The sequence below is a fragment of the Vibrio sp. 10N.222.54.E6 genome (genome assembly GCF_041473955.1).
In the GTDB taxonomy this organism is placed as follows: Bacteria; Pseudomonadota; Gammaproteobacteria; order Enterobacterales; family Vibrionaceae; genus Vibrio; species Vibrio tasmaniensis_A.
The window spans coordinates 110,121-134,410 of the sequence record NZ_JBFRTD010000023.1 but is presented as its reverse complement, the minus strand read 5'-3'; the positions used below and the strand labels follow the sequence as shown (position 1 = coordinate 134,410).

Sequence of the window (24,290 nt, the reverse complement as noted above, 5' to 3'; positions counted from 1 at the left end):
AAAATAAAGGGCGTTGCCTGAAACTTGGTTTATCATGTTATATTCCCAAACCAAGCACAGCAAGTAATCTTGTTGTCAAATGAACGTTTTGTTCCCAATATTTCCCTTAACATAAACTATTGATCTCGTAAGTGAGAGTTTTGTAGTCATAAACAATAAAAAGGTTTGTCATGCTGTGTTCTATATATAAAAGTTCAAAGAAAGAAGGAACATACCTTTATATCCCTAAGAAGGATGATTTCTCACAAGTTCCTGACGCATTGATGCAAATGTTTGGTAAACCTAGTTTTGTAATGGTAATTAAAATGGATGGCCGTAAACTGGCGCAAGTGAACATCGATAAAGTGAGAGAATCACTGAACACCGATGGTTTCTTTTTGCAGGTTCCGCCACCACCGGTTAATGAACTTGAACTTCATAAAGAGCGTAAAGCTCAGCAAAACGTTCAAGACGAAGAGTGATAGCTACCTTAATTCAGGGAGGAGTGATCGTTGAGTAAATTTTCGAAAACCATATTGGCTGTGTCGGCATTACTATTGGGTAATAGCCTGACGATTGGTTCAGTTCAGGCTGAAGAGCTGAGCTTTGAGCAATATGTAGAGAAACTAAAGCAGCAAGGCCGTGCAGAAGGCATCTCTGAAACGATCATTGATCAGGCCTTTGATGGTGTGACGTTTAAGCCAAGAGCGGTGAAAGCCGATAAGAATCAACCTGAGAAAAAACTGACTCTGGATGAATACATTCCACGCGCGGTTCCAGATTGGAAAGTGAAGCAGGCGAGATCGCTTTATAAGAAGCATTATTCAGCGTTGAAGCGCATTGGTGATGAATATGGTGTTCAACCAAGATTCATTGTCGCGCTATGGGGTGTTGAGAGTAACTTTGGTAAGTTCACGGGTAACTACAGTGTTATTGATGCTCTCACAACTATGGCCTATGAAGGACGTAGAGAAGCCTTCTTCCGTAGCGAAGCGATGGCGGCGTTGAAGATTCTTGATCAAGGCCATATTGCACCACAAGAGATGAAAGGCTCTTGGGCTGGTGCGATGGGACAACCTCAGTTTATGCCAAGCTCATTCTTAGCTTATGCCGCTGACGGTAACGGCGATGGCAAGAAAGATATTTGGGGTACTGAAGAAGATGTATTTGCTTCAGCGGCGAATTATCTCAGCCAATCGGGTTGGGATGACAAATATACTTGGGGCCGTCAGGTTCACGTACCGTCGACTGTGTCTATTGAAATGCAAGGCCGAGGCGAAGACAAAGCGAAATACTTAAAAGAGTGGTCTGAACTCGGTATTAAGCGCTTTGACGATCGCCCACTACCAACGCTTGATGAAGATATTAAAGCTTGGCTAATTATGCCAGACGATGAAACTGGCCGTTCTTACCTCATTTACAACAACTACAATGTGTTAATGAAGTGGAATCGTTCTTACTACTTTGCGTTGGCAGTTAGCCACCTAGCAGACAGAATTAAGTTTGATTAATCGACCTAATTTGATTAATGGCCTTAATTTGGTTATTAGAGCTAATTTGGTTAACAGATTTAGGTCGCTTTGAATAGCATTTGGCCTACCATAGGCAGAACGAACTAAAGGACTCTTCGGAGTCCTTTTTCTTTTATATTTCAGAGATTTTTAAAGGTGGCCTTGTGCTAACAGATAGAGCCGCACAGATGGTGATATTCCATGCGTTAATCAAGCATGAAGGCTTTACCAGTGCAGCAAAAAGTTTGAATGTGTCGGTGTCTCACATCAGTAAGCAAGTTGCTTTGCTCGAGGATTCGATAGGTATCAAGCTGGTGCAAAGAACCACACGCAGCCTGACACTAACTGAAGCAGGGGAAGTGTTCTATCAGCATTGTGAGCAGCTGTTCAATACGGTGAAAGCGGCTCAAATGGATATGGATAGCCAGCGTGACGACATTTCTGGAATATTCCGCATAGGCTTGTCTCAGTCATTTGGCACACTGCATATCATTCCAGCGATTGATCAGCTCAGACAGCTCTATCCGCAGCTGAGAATTGAAGTGCATTTGTTCGATTACAAAGTGGATATGATTGAGGAGCGCTTGGATCTTTGGATCACCAATAATGAAGACCTGCCAGAAGGTTATATAGCGCAGCGTTTAGCCGACAGCCAATTTGTGGTAGCCGCATCACCGGATTATCTGATTAAAGCTGGCACTCCTCATGTGCCATCTGATCTGATTGACCATAATTGTCTTATCTATCGCAGCCGTGAACGAGACTACACGTCATGGGCGTTTGATAACGGGCAAGAAAACCTCAGTGTCAAAGTGGCGGGCGATTACTCGGTGGATTTAGCTGAAGCGGTACGAGACGCAGCTGTATCTGGGTGGGGTGTTGCTTATTTGGCGACTTATTTAGTCAAAGAGGAGTTTAGAACAGGCAAGTTAATCCAAGTATTACCAGAATGGAGAGCCAGTCAGTTGATGCCATTCTATGCCGTCTATCCGAGTCGAAAGAACATGCCAAAGAAGCTTTCAGCAGTGATTGAGTTCATCAAACAGCATGTTGGTTCGCCGACGTATTGGGACAAAAACCTCAAAACTTGCGTTGAGCTGCATCGTTAATTGTTTCCTAATTCATAAATATAATTTCCATATGGAAAAAGTATGCTTTTTGAACAAGTTAATCCATTAAAATTCAATGCTTTAATCTAACCTTGGGCAAGTTGCTGATAATCCCAACATCACATTAACAACCGCACCTTGCCGCAAACGATTTCCTCTATACAATGCGTCGCCTTTCCTACCTACAACTTTTAGGTTGACGCATATGGCTTCCCTACTTGGAATTATCACTATTTTAGTAGCCGCTTGGTTACTATCTACGGACAGAAAAAATATCCCGCTAAGAACTGTCTCTTTGGCTTTCTTACTGCAAATCTCATTCGCGCTATTGGTTCTTTATGTGCCAATGGGTAAAGAAGCGCTGAATGCAGCTACTGGTGCGGTGTCTAGCTTGATCAACTACGGTCAAGAGGGGATTAACTTCCTATTCGGTGGCCTAACGAATAACGGATTTGTTTTCGCTATTAACGTTCTCGGCATCATTATCTTTTTCTCTGCATTGATTTCAGGTTTGTATCACATCGGCTTTATGCCAAAGGTGATCAACATAATCGGCGGTGCTTTGCAGAAGTTTCTAGGCACAGGTCGTGCGGAGTCACTATCTGCAACGGCAAACATTTTTGTTGGCATGATCGAAGCGCCATTGGTGGTTAAGCCTTACCTAAAACATATGACGGACTCACAACTGTTTGCTGTGATGGTATGTGGTTTGGCTTCTGTTGCTGGCGGCACGCTAGTGGGTTATGCATCGCTGGGTGTTGACCTAAACTATCTGATCGCTGCGGCATTTATGTCGGCACCAGCCGGTCTATTGATGGCTAAAATCTTAGTACCAGGCAGCCCAGAGGATGTTCAAGAAAATATTGAGTCTGGTGTAGAGATTCCACGAGCAACAAACGTAGTTGAGGCAATGGCAGATGGGGCTATGTCTGGACTTCGTATTGCCGTTGCGGTGGGTGCGACACTTCTAGCCTTTATCAGTGTGATTGCGATGCTGAATGGCTTGTTAGGTATTGTTGGTGGCTGGTTTGGCGTAAACCTAAGCTTCGAACTTATCCTAGGTTATGTGTTCGCACCCGTTGCATGGCTGATCGGTGTACCGTGGTCTGAAGCTGTGGTTGCAGGTTCGCTGATCGGTAATAAGATTGTTGTGAACGAATTTGTAGCTTTCATCCAGTTAATGGACGTAAAAGATGCACTGAGTGAGCACTCAAAAGCGATCGTTACTTTTGCACTATGTGGTTTTGCTAACATCTCTACCATGGCGATTCTGATTGGTGGTTTGGGTAGCTTAGTTCCAGAGCGTCGCTCTTTCATCTCACAATATGGCTTCAAAGCGATTTGTGCGGGTGTGCTTGCCAACTTAATGAGCGCTGCGATCGCTGGCGTGGTGCTTTCTCTGTAGCTAGATGATAAGTACAGAGTGGATGAGTCAGTCACTTTATTTCCCCTATAGTAAAGTGACTGATTAATCACACTAATATTCGGTTAGCATGAAAAAGAGAGCCTATAGTTTAATGACATAGGCTTTCTTGTTTCAGCAAATAGGTTTGTATCACAAGGTGTGGTGCAAATTTTTTAGGGGCACAAATGGATTTGTCGATTACTTCTTCTTTGGCGTTAATTGGACTGCTGTCTTTAACGTGTCAATTGTTAGGCTGGCGCTTACGTCTTCCAGCTATTCTTCCTCTTCTTATTGTCGGCCTACTTTTAGGTCCCGGTCTTAACATCCTTAATCCCGATGCCATTTTTGGTGACGTGCTATTTCCGCTGATTTCATTAGGTGTCGCCATCATTTTGTTTGAAGGTGCATTGACCCTGAATTTCAAGGAAATAAGAGGTCATGGTCGCATGGTGACGCACCTAGTGAGTATCGGCATGTTGATTACATGGGCGTGCATTGTCGTTGGTGCTTATTACTTTGTGGACTTCAGTTGGCCATTAGCCGCGCTGTTTGCTGCCTTAGTGGTGGTGACGGGTCCAACCGTTATTGTTCCCATGCTGCGCAGCATTCAGCCCAAATCTTCGTTAGGGAGTATCTTGCGCTGGGAGGGGATAGTGATTGATCCGATTGGCGCCCTGTTTGCTGTTCTTGTTTACGAATACATTGTCTCTTCAGCCGATCCTACCAGCCATGTACTGTCGGCCTTGGGGCTGACTCTAGCCATCGGTTTAGGCTTAGGGATCATCGGCGGCTATTTGATTGCCAAGATGCTGAAAGGGCATTGGGTTCCGCACTATTTGCGTAACGTGGCTGTTCTAACGTTGATGTTGGCGGCGTTCTCTTTTTCTAATGATCTGAGTGAAGAGTCTGGCCTATTAACCGTGACCATCATGGGTATCTGGCTCGCCAACGTGAAAGGGTTGGATCTTGAAGATATTATAGAGTTCAAAGAGACCCTAACCGTGTTACTCATTTCCGCCTTGTTTATCTTACTGGCGAGTCGACTCGATTCTGGGACTTTCCTCTCGATAGGTTGGGGCGGAATTGGCTTATTAGCGGTCGTCATGCTGGTGGCTCGTCCTCTGAGTGTGTGGATCAGCGGGATCGGCACGGATCTTACCTCAGCAGATAAATGGTTTTTGAGCTGGATGGCGCCTCGCGGGATCGTTGCTGCCGCAGTTTCTTCTCTGTTTGCTATCAAACTTCAAGAGAAGCAATTGATTGAAGGGGCTGATTTACTGGTTCCCATGGTGTTCTTGGTCATCATAGGCACGGTTGTGATTCAGAGCCTAACCGCGAGTTGGTGGGCGAGAAGGTTGGGTGTGACTCAAGAGAAGGCACAAGGGGTTATCTTCTTTGGTGCGACTCATTTTTCACGCCAGTTTGCCAAAGTGCTGGCGACACACAACATCAACAGTGTACTTGCCGATACCAACTGGGAGAGCATTCGCTTAGCGCGTATGGATAATCTGAATGTTTATTTTGGTAACCCAGCCTCAAATCACGCGGAAAATAATCTGGAATTGGATGGGATAGGGCGCGCCATGATCGTCTCGCCTTATCGTCAAACCAACCCATTAGTCAGTATGCATTATCAAGATGAGTTTGGTGAAAACAAGGTGTTTGAGCTTGAATCGACAGAAACTAAACACGAAAGGCATTCAGTGAGTCGAGATGGCAACAGAAGTCTGTTTTCGGAAGGAATTACCTATTCCAAGCTTAACTCCTTGATGGCTCAAGGCTGCCAAGTAAAGAGTACAGGTTTGACCGAAGCGTTTGACCTTAATGAGTTTAACGCCCTGTATCCTAAAGCGATTCCACTCGGTGTGATTACTGGCGGTGATTTCCGTTTAGTGACACAAGGTTCTGATTTGGAAAAACTGGTATCAACGGAGTGTGCGATCATTAGTTTATCGCCGCCTTCTGAACAGACGGAAAAAGTCGAGATATCAGATAAGTAGCAACGAGCACTGCATCAAAAGCGAGTTGCCCTGATTCAAAAACGAATAGCTAAGTATCAAAAAAGCCGCAACGTTTTCACGCTGCGGCTTTCTAATTTTGCTCTAGCTTGTTTTACTCTAGGGCGAGGCAATTCATGCCAACGGTATTACTATCGAAGCTGTCATTGCGGACTATTTCGAGTGAAACTGCTCACAAGCAATCATTGTGTTCTCAATTAGGCTTGCTACAGTCATTGGACCAACACCACCCGGAACTGGTGTGATGAAGCTTGCGCTCTCTTTCGCGACATCGTATTCAACGTCGCCAACGAGTTTGCCAGATTCCAAACGGTTGATGCCTACATCGACCACAACAGCCCCTTTCTTAATCCAAGCACCAGGAATGAAGTTAGGCTTACCAACGGCTACCACAACAACATCTGCTTGACGTACATGACCCTCAAGGTCTTTGGTGAAGCGGTGACATGTTGTCGTCGTACAACCGGCTAGAAGAAGCTCTAACGTCATTGGGCGACCTACGATGTTTGATGCGCCAACCACAACCGCGTGTTTGCCACGTAAGTCGATGTTATAACGGTCAAGCAGCGTAATGATGCCTTTAGGCGTACAAGAGCGAAGCTTAGGCATACGCTGAGCCAAACGACCTACGTTGTATGGGTGGAAGCCATCAACGTCTTTTTCCGGCGTGATGCGCTCAAGAACTTGAGTGCTATCAATACCAGCTGGTAGAGGAAGTTGAACAAGAATACCGTCAATCTCCGGGTCTTCGTTCAGTTGGTCTACCAGTGTTAATAATTCGTCTTCTGTCGCAGTGGCTGGCAAGTCGTAAGATTTAGATACGAAGCCAACTTCTTCACATGCTTTACGTTTACTTCCTACGTAAACCTGAGAAGCAGGGTCTTCACCCACTAAAACAACCGCTAGGCCCGGAGCGCGTAATCCAGCTTGAGTGCGAGCTTTTACACGAGCCGCAACTTCAGAGCGAACCGTTTGAGAAATTAGCTTTCCATCAATATTTTGAGCAGTCATGAATTTCCTTAGTATTGATATTCAAGTTAGTGGCTGATGTTTTTGGCGCATTATTCCAGAAAATCTTTTTGATTACCATCAAGCAAACGTTTGCTTTGTTCTATTTTCCAACACTTATAATCCTATTGCACTTTTTTTACTCACTTGGATCCGAATGTTACATAAAGCCGTTGCTTTACTGATTCGAATTCGTATAATCCTTCCCTGTAGCGCGCCCTTAGCTCAGCTGGATAGAGCACCTCCCTTCTAAGGAGGTGGTCGAAGGTTCGAATCCTTCAGGGCGTACCACTATTTAAAGAAACCCGATAACTCTCTGAGTTGTCGGGTTTTTTGCATTTCAGAACGACTTAATCTATCAAAACCATGTTTTGTATTTCGATGCCTCTGTCTTTTGTCTTTTGCTAAACGGCCACTAGCTGTGGGGTATATCTAAGACCTAACATACTGCACCCATCTTCCAAATAACCGTCGGTGACAACGTTGAAGCCGAATTTACCATAGTAGTTTTTGAGGTGTGCTTGTGCCGAAATAAAAATTGAACAGTCAGGATACACCTCGCGGGTCGTATCAAAGCTTACTTGCATCAGCTGGTTACCAATCTGTTTACCGCGATAACCCTTTGCTACGATCACTCGCCCGATACAAACATCATCCGCATCAGAATCAAGCAGAGGGAGAACATCTACTGGGTATCCAAGCTTCTGAGCCATAATTCGACTGTAAGCTACTAGTTGCCCGTTCTCATAACCCATGACGTGATAGGTTTCTGGATGGCTATCTTTGCCGTCTAGATCACTATAGGGTGTGTTCATATCGACGATAAAAATATCGACTCTTTGCTGTAAGAAATCATAGAGCTCTTGAACAGACAGCTCCGAAAATTTTTTAACTCTCCACTCGATCATCACTTTTCTCCTTATTATTTTGGGCTACAACATAGAGAGTATTCAAACCGAGTTCATTAACCTTTGTTAACTGGCCATGAAACTATTCAAAATCACCACTTTAAAGCACCACTCATTTCCCCTCGTTATTCATTTCATTCGGCTCATGTAATAGAAAGTTAAAATTGTTGGTTTTTTGGGGTTTACATCATTTGGTAATAAAGCCAATATGAATTCACGAAGAATAGACAAGTAAAGCTGTTAGCCCGTAGGTTTAGGAATCAAACCTTCTGCTCAATGGCTGATTTAGAGGAAGTAATGGCAGGAAACAGTATCGGACAACATTTCCGCGTGACTACGTTCGGAGAAAGTCACGGTATCGCACTAGGATGTATCGTAGATGGGTGCCCACCAGGATTAGAAATTACCGAAGCAGACCTTCAAAGAGATTTGGATCGTCGTCGCCCAGGTACTTCTCGTTATACAACGGCTCGCCGTGAAGCGGATGAAGTAAAGATTTTATCCGGTGTATTTGAAGGCCAGACTACGGGTACTTCTATTGGTCTATTGATTGAAAATACAGACCAACGCTCTAAAGACTATTCCGAAATTAAAGACAAGTTCCGCCCTGGCCATGCTGATTATACCTACCATCAAAAATACGGTGTGCGTGATTACCGAGGTGGCGGTCGCTCTTCTGCTCGTGAAACTGCAATGCGTGTTGCGGCAGGTGCGATTGCGAAGAAATACCTTAAGCAAGAATTTGGTGTTGAAATCCAAGCTTATCTTTCTCAAATGGGTGATATCTCAATTGATAAAGTGGATTGGAACGAGATCGAAAACAACGCTTTCTTCTGTCCTGATGCCGACAAAGTACCTGAATTTGATCAACTGATTCGTGATTTGCTAAAAGAAGGCAACTCGATCGGTGCGAAGATTCAAGTAGTTGCGACTAAAGTGCCTGTAGGCCTTGGTGAGCCAATCTTTGATCGTCTAGATGCAGACATCGCGCACGCTCTAATGAGCATCAATGCGGTGAAAGGTGTTGAGATTGGTGATGGCTTCGATGTCGTTAATCAACGCGGTAGTGAACACCGTGATCCATTAACTCCGGAAGGTTTCAGCAGCAACCATGCTGGCGGTATCTTAGGTGGTATTTCTACTGGCCAAGATATTGTGGCAAGCATTGCGCTTAAACCAACATCAAGCATTACCGTTCCTGGTGACACGATCACTAAAGACGGTGAAGCAACGCAGTTAATCACTAAAGGCCGTCACGATCCATGTGTTGGTATCCGTGCAGTGCCTATTGCTGAAGCGATGCTGGCTATCGTGTTGCTTGACCACTTACTGCGTCACCGTGGTCAAAACTTTGGTGTGACAACAGAAACGCCAAAAATCTAGTTCTGCTTCGTTTTATTCAGAACAGATTTGAAACTGATTTGAGAGAAACCAAAAAGGGTTGCTTCGTAATGAAGCAACCCTTTTTATATTCTGCGTCATTGAGAATATATTATCTAATGCACAGAGCTTTCCGGATCAAGCTGGAACGAAGGCAAGCGCCATTTGAATCTCACTGCTGCCATGCGCAGTAAATAGCCTACAACCAATGTCACGATCGTCGCGGTCACATCGTTTATGCCTAGTTCAAGAAGACCTAAGTACAAGCCTGAAGCGACAAGGGCGACAGATGCATACAACTCTTCATGCAAGACTAGTGGCGTTTGACGACAGATAAGATCGCGCAGTAGGCCACCAAACACGCCAGTCACTAATGCAGACACCATACAAATCATTGGGTGCAGACCCATGGTCATCGCTACTTTAGTACCAATGATACTAAATACGATAAGCCCCAGCGCATCCAAACGAATGAACAAGCCTTTTAGCTTGATTACCCATTTGGCTAATCCCGTTGTGATAACACCAGCAATACAAGTGATCGCCAGGTACTGGGGGTTTTCAACCCAGCCTAAAGGGTAATGGCCGAGTAAAATATCTCTTACTGTACCTCCGCCAATTGCCGTTGCACTCGCAACCAGCATTACACCAAACCAATCCATTTTTTGTTTGCCAGCACTGAGAGCACCGGTCATGGCTTCTGCCGTGATGCCAATGATATACAAAACACTTAGTAGCATTGCTGTAACTCTATAATTTAGGTCTATAAATTGGAGTCTTATAGGCCATAGGGATATAAAAATGAAGCGCGAGTGTAGTAGTAAAAACACTGATTGACGAATGAATATTTGTACCGTGAATAGGCATTTCAGATTAGCTAAACTAATCATTCACCTCAAAGTGGTGTAATCTGGGAGCAGCAATCGATTGTCATCGTAAAGTATTATGATCAACCTAATGTCATTGCCAGTGATAGGGCTTTACCGAGCGCTTAAAAAAACGCAAAATGCCCCAGTTCTTTTTACTTAAATTTGATCTTATGACACACGAATACCCAGACATCATCGACATTTTCAATCAAACCTTTTTCGAGAGCTTCAATACTAAGCTAGAACTGGGAGCGGACGAGCCTATATACCTGCCAGCCGATGAGGAGATTCCTCATCACCGTATCGTTTTTGCTCGTGGCTTTTATGCTTCAGCACTTCACGAGATAGCGCACTGGTGTGTGGCTGGTCCTGAGCGTCGCTTATTGGAAGATTTTGGTTACTGGTATGAGCCTGATGGCCGAACTGAGTCGGTTCAAGCTGAGTTTGAAAAAGTGGAAATTCGCCCACAAGCGTATGAATGGATCATTGCGACCAGCGCAGGCTTTCCTTTTAATGTTAGCTGTGACAATCTACACGGCGATTTTGAGCCAGATCGTTTGGCCTTTATGAATAAAGTACACAGCGAAGTCATGGGTATCTTTGAAGCTGGTCTGCCGCCTCGCGTGAAAATGCTCTCTGAAGCATTACGCAGCTTCTACGATGTAGAACCTTTATGTACTAGCCAATTTATTGTGAAATAAGAGAATATTATGATTATCGAATTTGAAGAAAAACTACTTGAATTAATTGATGCTCGCATTGAAAACGCATCAGATGATGAACTGTTTGCTGGTGGTTACTTACGTGGTCATATTTCTCTTTCAGTAGCTTCATGTGAAGAAGACGGCATTGAAGACGTAGCAGAAGTTAAGTTGCGTATTGAGAAGAGCCTAGAAGACGCACGTTCTGAATTGACGCCAGCCGATCGTACGATCGTTAATGACCTTTGGGTTGAGCTGCAAAACCAAGCTTAATTTTAGTCGTTTAGCATTATTCGTCTAGCGCTATTCGCTCACAATTCTCCCTCCTCATTTTTGAGCGAACCAATAATTTGAGACTCATTCGAATTTTTTGAATGAGTCCGTTCAATCCTTGTGATGGTTCCATTTTCTGACTACGTTATTCTAATCCCACTTAACGGAATCACAGAAAAGGTCACATCATGAAAGTTATCGCATTTGGCGCAAGCACCAGCTCTACCTCTATCAACAAAACTCTAGCAACTTACGCAGCTAACTTGATTGAAGGTGCTGAAGTCAAAGTTCTAAACATCAACGATTACAACGTTCCTATGTTCAGTGAAGACACTGAAAAAGAGATTGGCCAAGCGGAAGGTGCTCAAGCATTCTTACGTGACCTAGCAGAAGCTGACGCATTTGTTATCTCTTTCGCTGAGCACAACGGCCACTACCCAGCGGCGTACAAAAACCTATTTGACTGGGCGACACGCATTGAGCGTTCAGTATTTGGCGAGAAACCTGCGGTTTACTTAGCGACATCACCAGGCCCTGGTGGCGCACAAACAGTACTTGGCGCAGCAACTGGTTCGGCTCCGTACTTTGGTGGTAACGTTAAAGCATCGCTTTCAGTGCCTAGCTTCTACGATAACTTTGATTTTGAGTCTGGCGCTATCAGCAACGAAGAGATTGCTCAGCAGATCAAAGATGCGGTTGCTAAGCTGTAAACATCGTTCAATTTAGAACATCAGTTTAGATCAACACGAACAACAAAAAGCCCGAGTGACATAATGTCGCTCGGGCTTTCTAGCTTTTAGCCTTAGATATTTCTGATATTCAGAAACTTCAGAAACTTCAGAATAGCTGAACTAGAAACTATGAATTTGATTTAGAGTGCTTGTCTGCAACCCATCCAGCCGTTAATGCCTTACCTTTACGCAGTCTGCGCACCCACATTCTGCTTGGGTGAATCGCTTCAAGCACATCGACAGGTAAGGGAAGCGGTTCGCCACAAATTTGCGATGCTAACACTTCAGCTAATAATGGCGCAGAGCTCAAGCCACGTGAGCCTAGCCCGATAAAGCAGTATAGGTTAGGGAAGCTTGCTACCGTTTGAACATCATCAACAGAGTGACGTTGCGGGTTGAAGTTGTGCAGGTCTTGGTACTGTTCTTTGATTGATTCAAAATCGCCAACGTTTCCGACAAACGGAAGGTGGTCACGGCTTACGCTGCGGATGCCTTGGCGCGCTAGGTTGCCACTGGTGTCGACATCTTTTGTCCACTTTTGGTCTGGCAGCGACCCATGTAGGCGATCGCCATTGTGCTGCTGAACCTCAATATCAAATTCTTGGTCTATATTGGTTTTGTCATAGTTGGCACCAATACAGTGATGAGCATTGTTTGGATTCTGCGGCGTAAGATAGCCATCAAAGCACAACACGGTTTTTAGCTGGCTGAGACTTTCCGTGGTCGGAATATGGCTCACTTGGCCTTTAACTGGAGTTAGAGGTACAGGCTGAGTCTGCTCAAACTGAGTGAACTTGTGTCCGTTCGCGACAACTACTTGGTCGTGCTTGGTTTGAATCTCACCTTGTGGTGTCTCAATGGTGAGTTGCCATTGTTGTTCAACTTCGAGCCACTCAAGTTGAGTCACTTGATGTTGATAGTGCGCGCTCACTTGGTTGGTCTCTTCTAACCTGCCAATCAAACCTTGAGTCAGTTGGAGAGGGCTTAACCAACCTCCCAGTGGAAAGTAGACACTCTCTTTATCGACTGGTAAGCCAATCTTTTCGTTGGCTTGCTCTGGCGTTAAACGCTGAATCAGATCTGTGTGGAAATTGCCTTCTAACATGCGATTGAGCTTTTTAGTGGAGCCTTCATCCCACATCAAAATGTTCACGCCACACCAATTGTGATCGAAGTTTACTGATTGTGCTGCTTGATTAATAAATTGGCGGGCAAACAATAAGCCCGGACCAAATATTCTTGAAACATTAGATGTCGCTTCGCTGAGTAGCGGATAAATGGCGCCTTGGTTGTTACCTGAGGCATTGCCCGCAGCTTGTGGGTGTTCACAATAAAGGGTGATGTTTTTACCACGTCGGCTTAGCGTTTTGGCTAATGCAGCACTGGCGACACCACCACCGATAATGGCTATATCTTGTGAATTACTGTGTTGAGCTAGGCCATACCAAGGTTTGATGTTGGTGTGAGCGCGCTTTTCGCCAAGTCGGCCTGCAATCATTTCTCGCTTAGTACCAAAGCCTTTAACCTTTTTCATTTCAAAGCCGGCTTCAATCAGCCCACGGCGAACGAAGCCTGCTGCGGTGAAGGTGGCGCAGCTGCAATCTTGCTTTGCCAGTTTGGCCATGCCGTTGAATAGGTTTTGATTCCACATTTCAGGGTTTTTGCTTGGAGCAAAGCCATCTAAGAACCACGCATCGACTAAACCTTTGCGAGGGGTCGGCACGTTTGGCATACAATCCTTAATATCACCAAACCACAAATCAAGCGTGATAGCACCATCGCCTAACACAATGCGGTGACATTCGGGCAGGGCAATCGGGTAGTGTTCTTGGAGTTGTGTCGCATACTCCGCTAATTCTGGCCACGATTGGTGCGCTTTGATTAGATCATCTTTATTTAAAGGATATTTTTCAAAACTGATGAAATGTAACTCTTTGGTCGTAGCTTGTGGGTTATCTTTAAGAAAAGCATCGAACCATTGCCAGACTGCGAGAAAGTTTAAACCTGTACCAAAACCGGTTTCAGCAATCACAAAACGGCGTTGTTGATGTTCAACCCAACGCTCTGGAAGGTGGTTTTGTTTTAAAAAGACGTAGCGAGTTTCTTCTAAACCGTTAACATTAGAGAAGTAAACGTCGTCAAATTGGTCTGAAACTGGCGTGCCAGACTCATTCCATTCCAGCTCTGCATTAGTAATTGAAGTCATAAAATCTATCATTTTGTGATTTGAAGCGATATGTTGGTAGGGATTGTACGAATTTCTAGGAAAGCTGACCACTTTTGTTAGGCTTCTTAGTTATCATCTAGCTGAATTTAGAATTATAGGAATGTCACATGAAACGAGTCGTAATCACCGGTATGGGTATTGTTTCAAGTATCGGTAACAACGTCGAAGAAGTTTTAGCATCACTGAAAGAGGGTAAATCAGGTATTACCGCTTCAGAGCAGTTCAAGGAAAATGGCTTGCGCTCTCAAGTTTGGGGTAACCTAAAAATGAACCCTGCTGACCATATCGATCGCAAAAAAATGCGCTTTATGGGTGATGCAGCGGCATTCGCTTATCTTTCAATGGAGCAAGCAATTGCTGACTCTGGTTTAACTGAAGATCAAGTATCTAATGACCGCACGGGTATCGTAGCGGGTTCAGGTGGTGCTTCATCTCTAAACCAAGTAAACGCAGTAGACATCATCCGTGAAAAAGGCGTGAAGCGCGTTGGCCCATACATGGTTCCACGTACAATGGCTTCTACGGTTTCTGCTTGTCTAGCAACACCTTTCAAAATCCGCGGTGTGAACTACTCTATGAGTTCTGCATGTGCAACATCTGCACACTGTATCGGTCACGCAATGGAGCTTATCCAACTTGGTAAGCAAGACGTAGTATTCGCTGGTGGCGGTGAAGAACTAGATTGGTCTCTGACTATGATGTTCGACGCAATGGGCGCACTTTCTACTAAGTACAACGACACTCCAGAATTGGCTTCTCGTACTTATGATGCTGACCGTGACGGTTTCGTTATCTCTGGTGGCGGCGGTATGCTAGTTATCGAAGAACTTGAGCACGCTGTTGCTCGTGGCGCAAAAATTTACGGTGAGATCGTGGGTTACGGCGCAACTTCAGATGGCTACGACATGGTTGCTCCTTCTGGTGAAGGCGCGGTTCGTTGTATGAAGATGGCAATGCAAAACGTTGATGGCGTTGACTACGTGAACACTCACGGTACTTCAACTCCTGTAGGTGACGTTAAAGAACTTGGCGCAATCCAAGAAGTCTTTGGCGGCAACAGCCCTGCAATCTCAGCAACTAAAGCGATGACAGGTCACGCTCTAGGTGCGGCTGGTGTACACGAAGCAATTTACTCAACGCTAATGCTTGATAACGGCTTCATCGCACCAAGCATTAACGTTGCAAACCTAGACGAAGCGGGCGAAGGCCTAGACATCGTAACCGAAGCTCGTGAACAAGAGCTAACAACGGTTATGTCTAACAGCTTTGGTTTCGGCGGTACGAACGCAACGCTAGTAATCAAAAAATACCAAGGCTAATTGAAGCTAAGGTTAAATTAATAAAAGGTTAATCGTTAATGGGTGACGTGAGTGCTGATTCAACACGCACAGGTCACCCAGTAATCATGACCATCAGAACATAGCTTTTATAAATATGGTTTTAAGCGTGTTTTTTAACCCTAGCTTTGTAAGCTTCGCTTTAGAAAATAGCTTTTTAAATCAAGATTTAGAAGTTGAAAGGTTTCCAGAGCTTGATCAGTACTGGCTTTGGTTAGTACTGGTTGAACAGACGCAAGACTCTGTCTCCTGGAGAGCGAGATAGGATCCTTTTGTTCTGGATGTTTGCCCGATTGTTTATTCAATCGGGCATTTTTCGTTTTAGTCTTCTGACTTTTGCTTTTTGATTTTAGGTCTTGGTTCTTATTTCTGTTCTTGTTTGTGCAGACTAGGCGATTCAGCCCTTTATTTATAATGTATTCCAATTGCTACTCGACACCGTGTGTGGAATTTTGCACAATCATTTCAATTCACATTTAGGTCGATAGACCCCAACAAAAGTACTCGCCAAATGAAAATCTTAATCGACGAAAATATGCCTTATGCTGAAGCGCTTTTTAGCCAGCTAGGGGAAGTGACAATGAAGTCTGGTCGCACATTAACGGCTGACGACCTAGTTGACGTAGACGCTTTGATGATTCGCTCTGTCACCAAGGTGAACGAGTCATTGATCAGCAAAGCCAACAAGCTGAAGTTTGTCGGCACAGCGACGGCAGGTATGGATCATGTCGACCAAGAATTGATGAAAGAACGTGGCATTTTCTTTACTGCAGCCCCAGGCTGTAACAAGGTGGGTGTGGCTGAGTACGCGTTCAGCGCGATGATGGTGTTGGCTCAGCAGCAAGGTTTCTCTGTATTCGAAAAAACGGTCGGTATTATCGGCTGTGGCCAAGTGGGTAGCTATTTAGCAAAGTGCCTTGAAGGTATTGGTATTAAAGTTCTGCTGAACGATCCTCTAAAACAGCAAGAGGGTGATACTCGCGAATTTACTGAGCTAGATACTCTGCTTGAGCAGTCAGACGTCATCACTCTGCATACGCCAATCACTAAGACAGGTGAGTTCCCAACGCATCATTTGATCAATGAGCAAGTACTGAACAATTTACGTGCTGATCAAATTCTGATTAATGCGGCTCGTGGCCCAGTTGTTGATAACCAAGCGTTAAAAGCTCGCTTGCAAAAAGCCGATGGTTTCACTGCCGTTCTTGATGTATTTGAGTTTGAACCTGAAGTCGACTTTGAACTTCTTCCGTTGCTCGCTTTTGCAACACCTCACGTAGCGGGCTACGGTTTAGAGGGTAAAGCGCGTGGTACCACCATGATCTTCAACAGTTATTGTGAGTTTTTAGGTACTGAACAGCGTGCTTATGCAAGCGACCTTCTGCCGACAGCGCCAGTGCCTCAAATGAAATTAGATAGAGCTTGGGATGAAGCAACACTGCACAATTTGACTCAGTTGATCTATGATGTGCGCAAAGACGACGCCTTATTCCGTCGCAATATCTCTACGCCGGGTTCTTTTGACAAGATGCGTAAAGAATATTGGGACCGCAGAGAGTACAGTGCAGTCGAGTTAACGGGCGACGAATCTTGTAATTTAACGCCGTTATCTAAACTCGGTTTTATGGTAAAGCCAACTTTATAAAAGAGAGAAACAATGAGCCAAGAATTTAATATTGCTATTTTAGGTGCGACTGGTGCGGTTGGTGAAACCATTCTTGAAGTACTTAAAGAGCGTAAATTCCCTGTCGGTGAAATGCACTTACTAGCAAGTGAACGTAGTGAAGGCAAAACTTCCCGTTTTAACGGCAAAACAATACAAGTACAAAACGTAGAAGACTTCGATTGGTCTCAAGTACATATTGCGTTTTTCTCTGCAGGTAGCGAGCTTTCAGAACGTTGGGCTCCAATCGCCGCTGACGAAGGTGTGGTTGTTATCGATAACACCTCACGTTTCCGTTACGAATACGATGTTCCTCTAGTTGTGCCTGAAGTGAACCCTGAAGCGATTGCTGAGTTCCGTAACCGCAACATCATTGCGAACCCGAACTGTTCTACTATTCAGATGGTAGTAGCACTTAAACCGATTCACGATGAAGTGGGTCTTGAGCGTATTAACGTTTCAACTTACCAATCTGTGTCTGGTGCAGGTAAGCCGGGTATCGATGAGCTAGCAGGTCAAACGGCTAAGCTTCTTAACGGTATGCCAGCTGACAAGTCAGCGTTCTCACAGCAGATCGCGTTCAACTGTATTCCTCAAATTGATGAATTTACAGAGAACGGCTACACACGTGAAGAAATGAAGATGGTTTGGGAAACTCAAAAGATCTTTGCTGATTCATCAATCACGGTTAACCCGACTTGTGTTCGCGTACCAGTATTCTACGGTCACGCAGAGTCTCTACACATTGAAACTCGCGCGCCAATCGGTGCAGAGCAAGTGGTTCAGCTTCTAGAGAACACGGAAGGCGTAGAAGTTTTCCAAGCTCTAGATTTCCCAACTCAGGTTCGTGATGCTGGTGGTAAAGACCACGTAATGGTTGGTCGTATTCGTAACGACATCAGCCATCACAGCGGTGTGAACATGTGGGTTGTCGCTGATAACGTTCGTAAAGGCGCAGCAACAAACGCAGTTCAAATCGCTGAAGTTCTGATTCGCGATTACTTCTAAGCTTCACTGCTTTGATAAACAAGCCTCACTCTTTTAGTGGGGCTTTTTTAATCGATTGAAAATATTGTTAGTCAAATTGTGTGAAATTGCTGCGAATATTGTCGCTGCAACACATTTTTTGTTTTCATCTCTATAGCTTTACGTCGTTTATCCGATATATTTAACAGTTCATCAATTTATTCGAATTTAAGCACCTAGCTGAGCCTTTTATGTTTCAATTTTTCAAGCCGTGGTTAATGCCTTTTGCCATTCTCATGGCGACTCAGATTTCCGTTGTTCGTGCAGATTCCATTCGAGTTGTAGGGCCTAATGGCCAGATACAATCAGCGCCTACGTTTTCCGAACCTCTTCAAAGAGCACAATTGAATCGTGCTGGGCCTTCTCGTTTTTACGGCCCAACTTTGGGGTCGGAAACATTGTGGTCAATTGCCTCAAAGTTACGCCCTGATAATTCCGTTTCAGTTCAGCAAACCTTGTTGGCTATTTATCGTCTAAATCCACAAGCGTTTGAAAACCAGAATATCCACAGCTTGCTGCCTGCCAGTAATTTACGAGTGCCTTCTTTAGAGCAAGCACGTGCAAGTTCTACACAGCAAGCCGTTAACATCATGAATACGCACCTTGCTAAGCTCGATGCTCCTGCAAGTAAGCCTGTCGCTTCAAAACCAAAAGCGTCGAGTTCTGATGCAAAAAATGTTGCTCTTGCTAAGCAAGTAAGCACTACTGAAGCCGCTAAAAAGCCATTGTCTCCAACTCAATCATCTCAAGCTCAATCGGCTCCAACCCGAGAGGTGAATAAGTTAGAGAAACAGCTAGAGCTTTCAGAAACTGAGCTATTGTCACTTGAAGAGAAAAACCATCAACTTCGTCTGATGTTGTCGAATGTTCAATTGGAAGTGGATGAGCTAAAAACAGAACTTAGTGATGAAGACCGCATTCGTAGCGAAGTGGAAAAGCTGCTTGATGAAGAGCGTAGAAAGAACGCTGAGATTGCAAAAATGGCTCCAAGTGCCATGGATCAATTGTTATCAAATGGCTGGTTAGTTACTGCTCTTGCGGTTATTCCAGGCCTTCTACTTGGTCTTATCATAGTGATTTTGTTGGGGCGCAGTTCTAAAAATGATGAGCAGCAGCCGACACAAGACCAACCAATTCAATCAGATGCAAGTAGCGTCGCGCCTATCGCTTTAGGCGACGAGATGGACGACTTTGATAATGAATTGTCTTTAGACGATGAACAATTTGGCAATGAAGATGATGCTGATAAGTTATTTGATGACCAAGCATCGCCTGAAGAAGATGTATTTGCAGGTTTAGATGATTCTGATCTCGATTTTAATCTCGATGATGACGATGATGACCCATTTGCGAGTATTGGCGAAAATGGTGACTTAGACACTAACTTCGATGATCTGGAGTTAGACAGCAGCAACGGCATTAGTGTCAATGGCGATGACAAGGCGCTTGGTCTTGAAGAGATGGAGCGTGCACTCGATAAAACATCAGAAAGCGAACTCGGTTCTGATGAGGCCGATTTTGATCTTTCAGATGATAACTCAATGTCGAATGAAGATATTGAATCGCTACTATCACAGGATTCTGAGACTGAAGATCTAGGCTCTAACGAACTAGACCAATCTCTATTAGATGATCTATTTGCGCTTGATGATGAAGATGATGATAGCTTCGATATTGATGCTTTAATCTCAGAAGAGCAAAGTGATTCGATTTCTAATACCGACACATCAGCAACCGATGATTTTGACATTGATGCGCTTATCTCTGAACAACAGAGCGATACTGCACCTGCGGGCGTGAGCAACGATGAATTTGATATTGATGACATCTTCGCTCAGGTTGCGGCTCAGAACGATCAAGTCAATGAGCCTGTGAATCTCGATAATGATGACGAGGTTGCTGAGAATCTAAACAGCGCTTTGGCGTCTGATGATGATATCGATAACATCCTTTCTCAGTTTGATCTGCCAACCGAAAGTGAAGAAACTCAAGGCAGTGTCGACCTGCTCGATGAGCAATTGACAGGGGATGATGTTGATCTCAGTAATTCAACAGATCTCCTAGATGATATGTTGGAAGATGAATCGGATGATGATTCTGAGAGTGATCCTCTAGGTTTTGACTCATTATCTGAACTCGAAGAACTCTCAGGCTTGTCGACCGATGATGAGCTAGATATTTCGGAAGACAGTACTGAAACCTTGGATGAGTTGATTGATGATTCTGATGATGACTTTGAACTCGATGCCGAGAGCACAGACTTACTAGATGATTTTCTAGACGAAGACGCCAATGATGCTCAAGTTGCCGTCGAAGGTGACGAGACGTTAGATGAACTGCTAGGTAATGATCTATCAGTCGGTGAAACCGATGAACAAGATTCAGACTCTTTAGACCCATTTGATGATCTACTGACAAGTGGCATTGAAGACGAACTTGAACCTGAAGAGAAGGCGTTTGATAAAGAGTTAGACGAAGCCTTTGGTTTTGACAACGCCAGCGATGAGTCCGAAAAGGATTCAGACGTCGAACTTACTCCGTTAACCTCAGAAACACCTGAAGCTGAGTCTGAGCAAGCATCGGACATTAGTGCAACACCACAAGCTGAAGTCATTAGTGATGAATCGTTAGATTCGGAAGTGATTCAAGACAGTGCAGACGTTAAGCCAGAAAATAATGAAGCCTTTAATCGTGATGACTTTATCGATGATTTGTTCGGTGTCGCACCGGCAACAGATGCTTTACTTGATGACTCGCTAGAAACAACAGACGAAGCATTGATTGATGAGTTAATGACTTCTGATGACAATGATTTATTGCCAGCGACAGAAGAGCCTGTTGAGTCATTAATTGAAAATGCGGTTGAACCAGAGCAAGCGTCTCTTTCAGACAGCAACGAAGTGTCAGCGGAAAAAATAGTATCCGCTGAAGAAACCGCATCATCGGTTGAAGATGATGAACTGGATATCGACTCACTGCTCTCTGAGAATTCTGATTTTGACAAACCAGTTTTTGAAGAGCGAGTTCAAGAAGAAACTGTACAACAAGAAGCAGAACCAGAGCCGAAAGAAGCCGACGCCCAAGAACAGCGTGAAGACATCGCTGCTAGTTATGAAGAGCAAGTATCGCCATCGTCTTTAAATGATCTCTCTGAAGATGATGAAGAGACGGTTGAAGACTGGTTAGCCGAAGCTATAGACGATGTAGAGTCGCCTGCGAATGTTGCCTCTGATTTTGACTTTGAACCGAAAATCCAAGGTAGCGATCAGTTTGAAGATGTCGTTGAATCCTTGCCAGAGCCAGAGCCAGAGCCAGAGCCAGAGCCAGAGCCAGAGCCAGTTCGTGCTGCACATATGCCAGAGATCGTTCCAAATGAATTCGGTGTGCCAGAAGACGATGATTGGCTGATTGAAGATGATACGGCTCAACAAGAAACATTGGCACAAGTTGATGAAGTAGCGGAAGAGCCTGTGGTTCCTGCTGTTGAACCTCAGTTAGACCATGAACCGCAAGTTGAAGCTGCACAACAAGTTGAAACCGAACTTCAAGTAGAAGCAACGGAACAAGCTGAAGCGGTAGATCAAGAAGGCGAAGATGAGTTCTCGATTGATGATTTTGATCTTCCAGAGTTTGGTGAAGAAGATGCCTTGGCAGAAGCGGATGCTGAAGTAACAACGGAGTCAGAAGTCCCTATTGTTGATGCTCAATTAGACCCAGAATCAGAATCAACACCTGAGCCTCAAGCTGAAACGGCTCCTCAAGTTGAAGAAACGAAACAAGCAGAAATTTTAGGGCAAGAAGGCGAAGACGAGTTCTCGTTTGATGATTTAGAGCTTCCAGAGTTTGGCGAAGAAGATGCGTTGGCGGAAGTGGTTAGCGAACCGGATGAAGCGCAGTTAGAGCAAGATCTTGCTCCAGAGTCCGAAAAGTTTGAGTTCGATGACCTTGACCTGCCTGAATACGATGAAGAGAGCGCAAAAGCGGATTCAGTCTTAGATGACATCGAACAAAGCAGTGGTGAGCCTGTAGCGGAAGAGCAAGGCGTAGAGCTCGATGAGTTTGATTTGCCGGAATACGGTGAAGACGAAGCTATCTCCGATGCGTTTGCTGAGAAACCAACGCCACTGACTTCTTTCAGCCCACAGGGTGAAGAACAAGATGCGCTGCATGATTTATTTTCAAACCCGCAGAGTTTTAGTCATGGTGATGACTTCTCGGATACAGAAGATTTCTCAGACGCAGAAGGCTTCCCAGGTGCAGAAGAGTCTGATTTGACTAGTTTCACACAACCTGATGAATCACTCGATTCTCCGTCAGAATTAAGCCCGGTACCTTCTGAGTTAAGCTCAGTGCCTACAACAGTTCAAGACGATCTGTTAGAAGGTTTTGAGGATTTTGATGAGACAGCATTAGCTGAATTACTTTCTGAAGATGTTCAAGACTCTGTCGACAGCATGTTCGACAAGCCACTGGATGCTACATCGATTGATAGTGCAGGGCTCGATATTGACGCCATGCTTGAAGTTGGCGGCGAAGACTGGAAAGGCTTCAACCTAGCTCCTGAGCAGCAATCTAGCATGCATAATGATGTGCCTGATGATCAACAGGAGATTTGGGCGTCGGCAGATCAACAAGCTGAACCAAAAATCAAACAAGAGAATTGGGCTCAACAAGACAACTTAACCGAGTCAGATAAAGGTCGTGATAAGCAATACATGACGATTGATGAGCTGATGGCTCAAGTTGAGCAAGAAGGCGAAGACGCGATTAATCCAGATGACGAAGAGTTGAAGCTAGATGTTGGCCTAAATGAATTCCCAGACGTTATCGGTGACATTGGTAATTACGATGTCGATAGCAACGCAGAAGCCGCTGGTAAGCTCGATTTGGCTAAAATCTACATCGAGATGAGTGACTCACAAGGTGCAATTAAGCTTCTAGAAGAGGCTATCGTTGACGGCAGTGATGATATTCGTCGAGAGGCAAAGAATCTTATCGATACGTTAAACGGTCGATAAATTCAAAAAATTATAAAGGGTAGCGTTGGCTACCCTTTATTTTAGGGCGATACAGTTAGCGTCTATTTTATTTAGCTTGCTAAAACCACCGTCTAGGCGGTAGTGATTGTTTATTGAAGTTTTAGCCCCATCCTATTTGGGCTAGCACTCATTTCCGTATATACTTCTCGCCCATTTTCAAAGAGAACAAGAACATGAAAATTGCTTTAGGTATTGAATATAACGGTACCCACTACTTTGGTTGGCAGCGCCAACGAGACGTGAAAAGTGTCCAAGAAGAATTGGAAAAGGCTCTTTCAGTTGTCGCGAATCACCCTGTAGAAGTTATGTGTGCTGGTCGCACAGATGCCGGTGTCCACGGTACGGGACAAGTCGTTCACTTTGAAACTAATGTCGATCGTAAAATGGTTGCATGGACAATGGGCGCAAATGCCAACATGCCAAAAGATATTGCCGTTCGTTGGGCAACAGAAGTGAATGAGGATTTCCATGCTCGTTTTTCTGCAACAGCACGCCGTTATCGCTACATTATCTTTAACCATGCTCTACGTCCTGGCATTTTGAATTCAGGTGTGAGCCATTACCATGGTCACCTTGATGAGAAAAAGATGCATGAAGCGGGTCAGTACTTACTTGGTGAGAATGACTTTACTTCGTTCAGGGCAACACATTGTCAATCTCGTAGCCCATGGAGAAACATGATTCACTTAAACGTGACTCGTCATGGGCATTACATAGTGATCGATATTAAAGCGAATGCGTTTGTTCACCATATGGTGAGGAATATTACTGGTAGCCTAATTGCGGTAGGTAAAGGTGATCAAAAACCAGAGTGGATTCAGTGGCTTTTAGAGGCTAAAGATCGAAAAGTGGCAGGCGCGACAGCGAAAGCGGAAGGCTTATACTTAGTAGATGTTGATTATCCTGAACATTTTGGACTACCAAGAGAGCCTATTGGCCCTCTATTTTTGCCGGATAATTTGAACTAAATGTGAGACTTAGGTTCAAAAAATATTACGGTTTCGTGCGTAAAATAGTCACGGAAAATAGGTACAACCAGTTTTTTATCTACAGTCGCTGTTTTATGTGCTTTAATTCCCGGCATAATTCCCAAATTTATTTCTTTC

At 44.4% G+C, this 24,290-nt stretch carries 19 protein-coding genes and 1 tRNA gene; 15 read left to right on the top strand and 5 right to left on the bottom strand.

Annotated features, from left to right (window positions below; all coding sequences use genetic code 11):
• Positions 1–170: 170 nt before the first annotated feature.
• The 5 genes from AB4513_RS14260 to AB4513_RS14240 all read left to right on the top strand — a co-directional run bounded on the left by AB4513_RS14260 (position 171) and on the right by AB4513_RS14240 (position 6,004).
• Positions 171–461 (top strand): YcgL domain-containing protein, encoded by a 291-nt coding sequence (locus AB4513_RS14260; protein WP_009848496.1) that lies wholly within the window; start codon positions 171–173, stop codon positions 459–461.
• Between the two features lie 30 nt (positions 462–491).
• The gene (locus AB4513_RS14255; RefSeq protein ID WP_009848495.1) at positions 492–1,490 is read left to right on the top strand and encodes a lytic transglycosylase domain-containing protein; all 999 of its coding nucleotides are present in this window, start codon (positions 492–494) and stop codon (positions 1,488–1,490) included.
• Between the two features lie 188 nt (positions 1,491–1,678).
• Positions 1,679–2,599, top strand: a complete 921-nt coding sequence (locus AB4513_RS14250) for a LysR family transcriptional regulator (protein ID WP_009848494.1) — start codon at positions 1,679–1,681, stop codon at positions 2,597–2,599.
• 205 nt (positions 2,600–2,804) lie between these two features.
• On the top strand, positions 2,805–4,004 hold the full coding sequence (locus AB4513_RS14245) for a NupC/NupG family nucleoside CNT transporter (RefSeq protein ID WP_009848493.1): 1,200 nt from the start codon (positions 2,805–2,807) through the stop codon (positions 4,002–4,004).
• A 185-nt stretch (positions 4,005–4,189) separates the two neighbouring features.
• Entirely contained in the window at positions 4,190–6,004 is a 1,815-nt protein-coding gene (locus AB4513_RS14240; protein ID WP_009848492.1) for a sodium:proton antiporter, read from the top strand.
• 171 nt (positions 6,005–6,175) lie between these two features.
• On the opposite strand, the gene folD is transcribed toward AB4513_RS14240, so the two are convergent.
• The gene (gene folD, locus AB4513_RS14235; RefSeq protein ID WP_012603477.1) at positions 6,176–7,033 is read right to left on the bottom strand and encodes a bifunctional methylenetetrahydrofolate dehydrogenase/methenyltetrahydrofolate cyclohydrolase FolD; all 858 of its coding nucleotides are present in this window, start codon (positions 7,031–7,033) and stop codon (positions 6,176–6,178) included.
• 211 nt (positions 7,034–7,244) lie between these two features.
• Here folD and AB4513_RS14230 point away from each other — a divergent pair.
• A tRNA-Arg gene (locus tag AB4513_RS14230) sits at positions 7,245–7,321 on the top strand.
• A 113-nt stretch (positions 7,322–7,434) separates the two neighbouring features.
• Here the strand turns inward: AB4513_RS14230 and AB4513_RS14225 are convergent.
• The gene (locus AB4513_RS14225; protein WP_009848740.1) at positions 7,435–7,938 is read right to left on the bottom strand and encodes a GNAT family N-acetyltransferase; all 504 of its coding nucleotides are present in this window, start codon (positions 7,936–7,938) and stop codon (positions 7,435–7,437) included.
• Between the two features lie 297 nt (positions 7,939–8,235).
• Here AB4513_RS14225 and aroC point away from each other — a divergent pair, with 297 nt between their 5' ends.
• Positions 8,236–9,321 carry a chorismate synthase gene (aroC, locus tag AB4513_RS14220; protein WP_004734182.1) on the top strand — a complete coding sequence of 362 codons (1,086 nt, stop codon included), beginning with the start codon at positions 8,236–8,238 and terminating at the stop codon, positions 9,319–9,321.
• A 113-nt stretch (positions 9,322–9,434) separates the two neighbouring features.
• Here the strand turns inward: aroC and AB4513_RS14215 are convergent, their stop codons facing one another.
• Entirely contained in the window at positions 9,435–10,058 is a 624-nt protein-coding gene (locus AB4513_RS14215; RefSeq protein WP_004734183.1) for a trimeric intracellular cation channel family protein, read from the bottom strand.
• A 299-nt stretch (positions 10,059–10,357) separates the two neighbouring features.
• On the opposite strand from AB4513_RS14215, the gene AB4513_RS14210 reads away from it, so the two are divergent.
• The 3 genes from AB4513_RS14210 (at position 10,358) to AB4513_RS14200 (ending at position 11,871) form a co-directional block, all read left to right on the top strand.
• Entirely contained in the window at positions 10,358–10,888 is a 531-nt protein-coding gene (locus tag AB4513_RS14210; RefSeq protein WP_032555337.1) for an elongation factor P hydroxylase, read from the top strand.
• A gap of 9 nt (positions 10,889–10,897) precedes the next feature.
• Complete coding sequence (locus AB4513_RS14205; RefSeq protein WP_009848738.1) at positions 10,898–11,161, top strand: YfcL family protein; 264 nt, start codon at positions 10,898–10,900, stop codon at positions 11,159–11,161.
• Between the two features lie 188 nt (positions 11,162–11,349).
• A complete protein-coding gene (locus tag AB4513_RS14200) occupies positions 11,350–11,871 on the top strand; it encodes an NADPH-dependent FMN reductase (RefSeq protein WP_009848737.1) in 522 nt (173 codons plus the stop codon).
• A 148-nt stretch (positions 11,872–12,019) separates the two neighbouring features.
• Here AB4513_RS14200 and mnmC read toward each other — a convergent pair whose 3' ends face one another.
• Positions 12,020–14,098: a bifunctional tRNA (5-methylaminomethyl-2-thiouridine)(34)-methyltransferase MnmD/FAD-dependent 5-carboxymethylaminomethyl-2-thiouridine(34) oxidoreductase MnmC gene (gene mnmC / locus AB4513_RS14195; RefSeq protein WP_009848736.1), complete on the bottom strand. Its 2,079-nt coding sequence runs from the start codon at positions 14,096–14,098 to the stop codon at positions 12,020–12,022.
• 128 nt (positions 14,099–14,226) lie between these two features.
• On the opposite strand from mnmC, the gene fabB reads away from it, so the two are divergent.
• The gene (gene fabB / locus AB4513_RS14190) at positions 14,227–15,438 is read left to right on the top strand and encodes a beta-ketoacyl-ACP synthase I (RefSeq protein WP_009848735.1); all 1,212 of its coding nucleotides are present in this window, start codon (positions 14,227–14,229) and stop codon (positions 15,436–15,438) included.
• Between the two features lie 140 nt (positions 15,439–15,578).
• On the opposite strand, the gene AB4513_RS14185 is transcribed toward fabB, so the two are convergent.
• Complete coding sequence (locus tag AB4513_RS14185; protein ID WP_009848734.1) at positions 15,579–15,881, bottom strand: hypothetical protein; 303 nt, start codon at positions 15,879–15,881, stop codon at positions 15,579–15,581.
• Positions 15,882–15,967: 86 nt separating this feature from the next.
• On the opposite strand from AB4513_RS14185, the gene AB4513_RS14180 reads away from it, so the two are divergent.
• The 4 genes from AB4513_RS14180 (at position 15,968) to truA (ending at position 24,152) form a co-directional block, all read left to right on the top strand.
• On the top strand, positions 15,968–17,101 hold the full coding sequence (locus tag AB4513_RS14180; protein WP_102257949.1) for a 4-phosphoerythronate dehydrogenase: 1,134 nt from the start codon (positions 15,968–15,970) through the stop codon (positions 17,099–17,101).
• Between the two features lie 12 nt (positions 17,102–17,113).
• Positions 17,114–18,127, top strand: coding sequence for an aspartate-semialdehyde dehydrogenase (locus AB4513_RS14175; protein WP_102249272.1), 1,014 nt, complete (start codon positions 17,114–17,116; stop codon positions 18,125–18,127).
• A 209-nt stretch (positions 18,128–18,336) separates the two neighbouring features.
• Entirely contained in the window at positions 18,337–23,163 is a 4,827-nt protein-coding gene (locus AB4513_RS14170) for a FimV/HubP family polar landmark protein (RefSeq protein WP_102257948.1), read from the top strand.
• A 194-nt stretch (positions 23,164–23,357) separates the two neighbouring features.
• On the top strand, positions 23,358–24,152 hold the full coding sequence (truA, locus tag AB4513_RS14165) for a tRNA pseudouridine(38-40) synthase TruA (protein WP_009848683.1): 795 nt from the start codon (positions 23,358–23,360) through the stop codon (positions 24,150–24,152).
• Positions 24,153–24,290 lie beyond the last annotated feature (138 nt).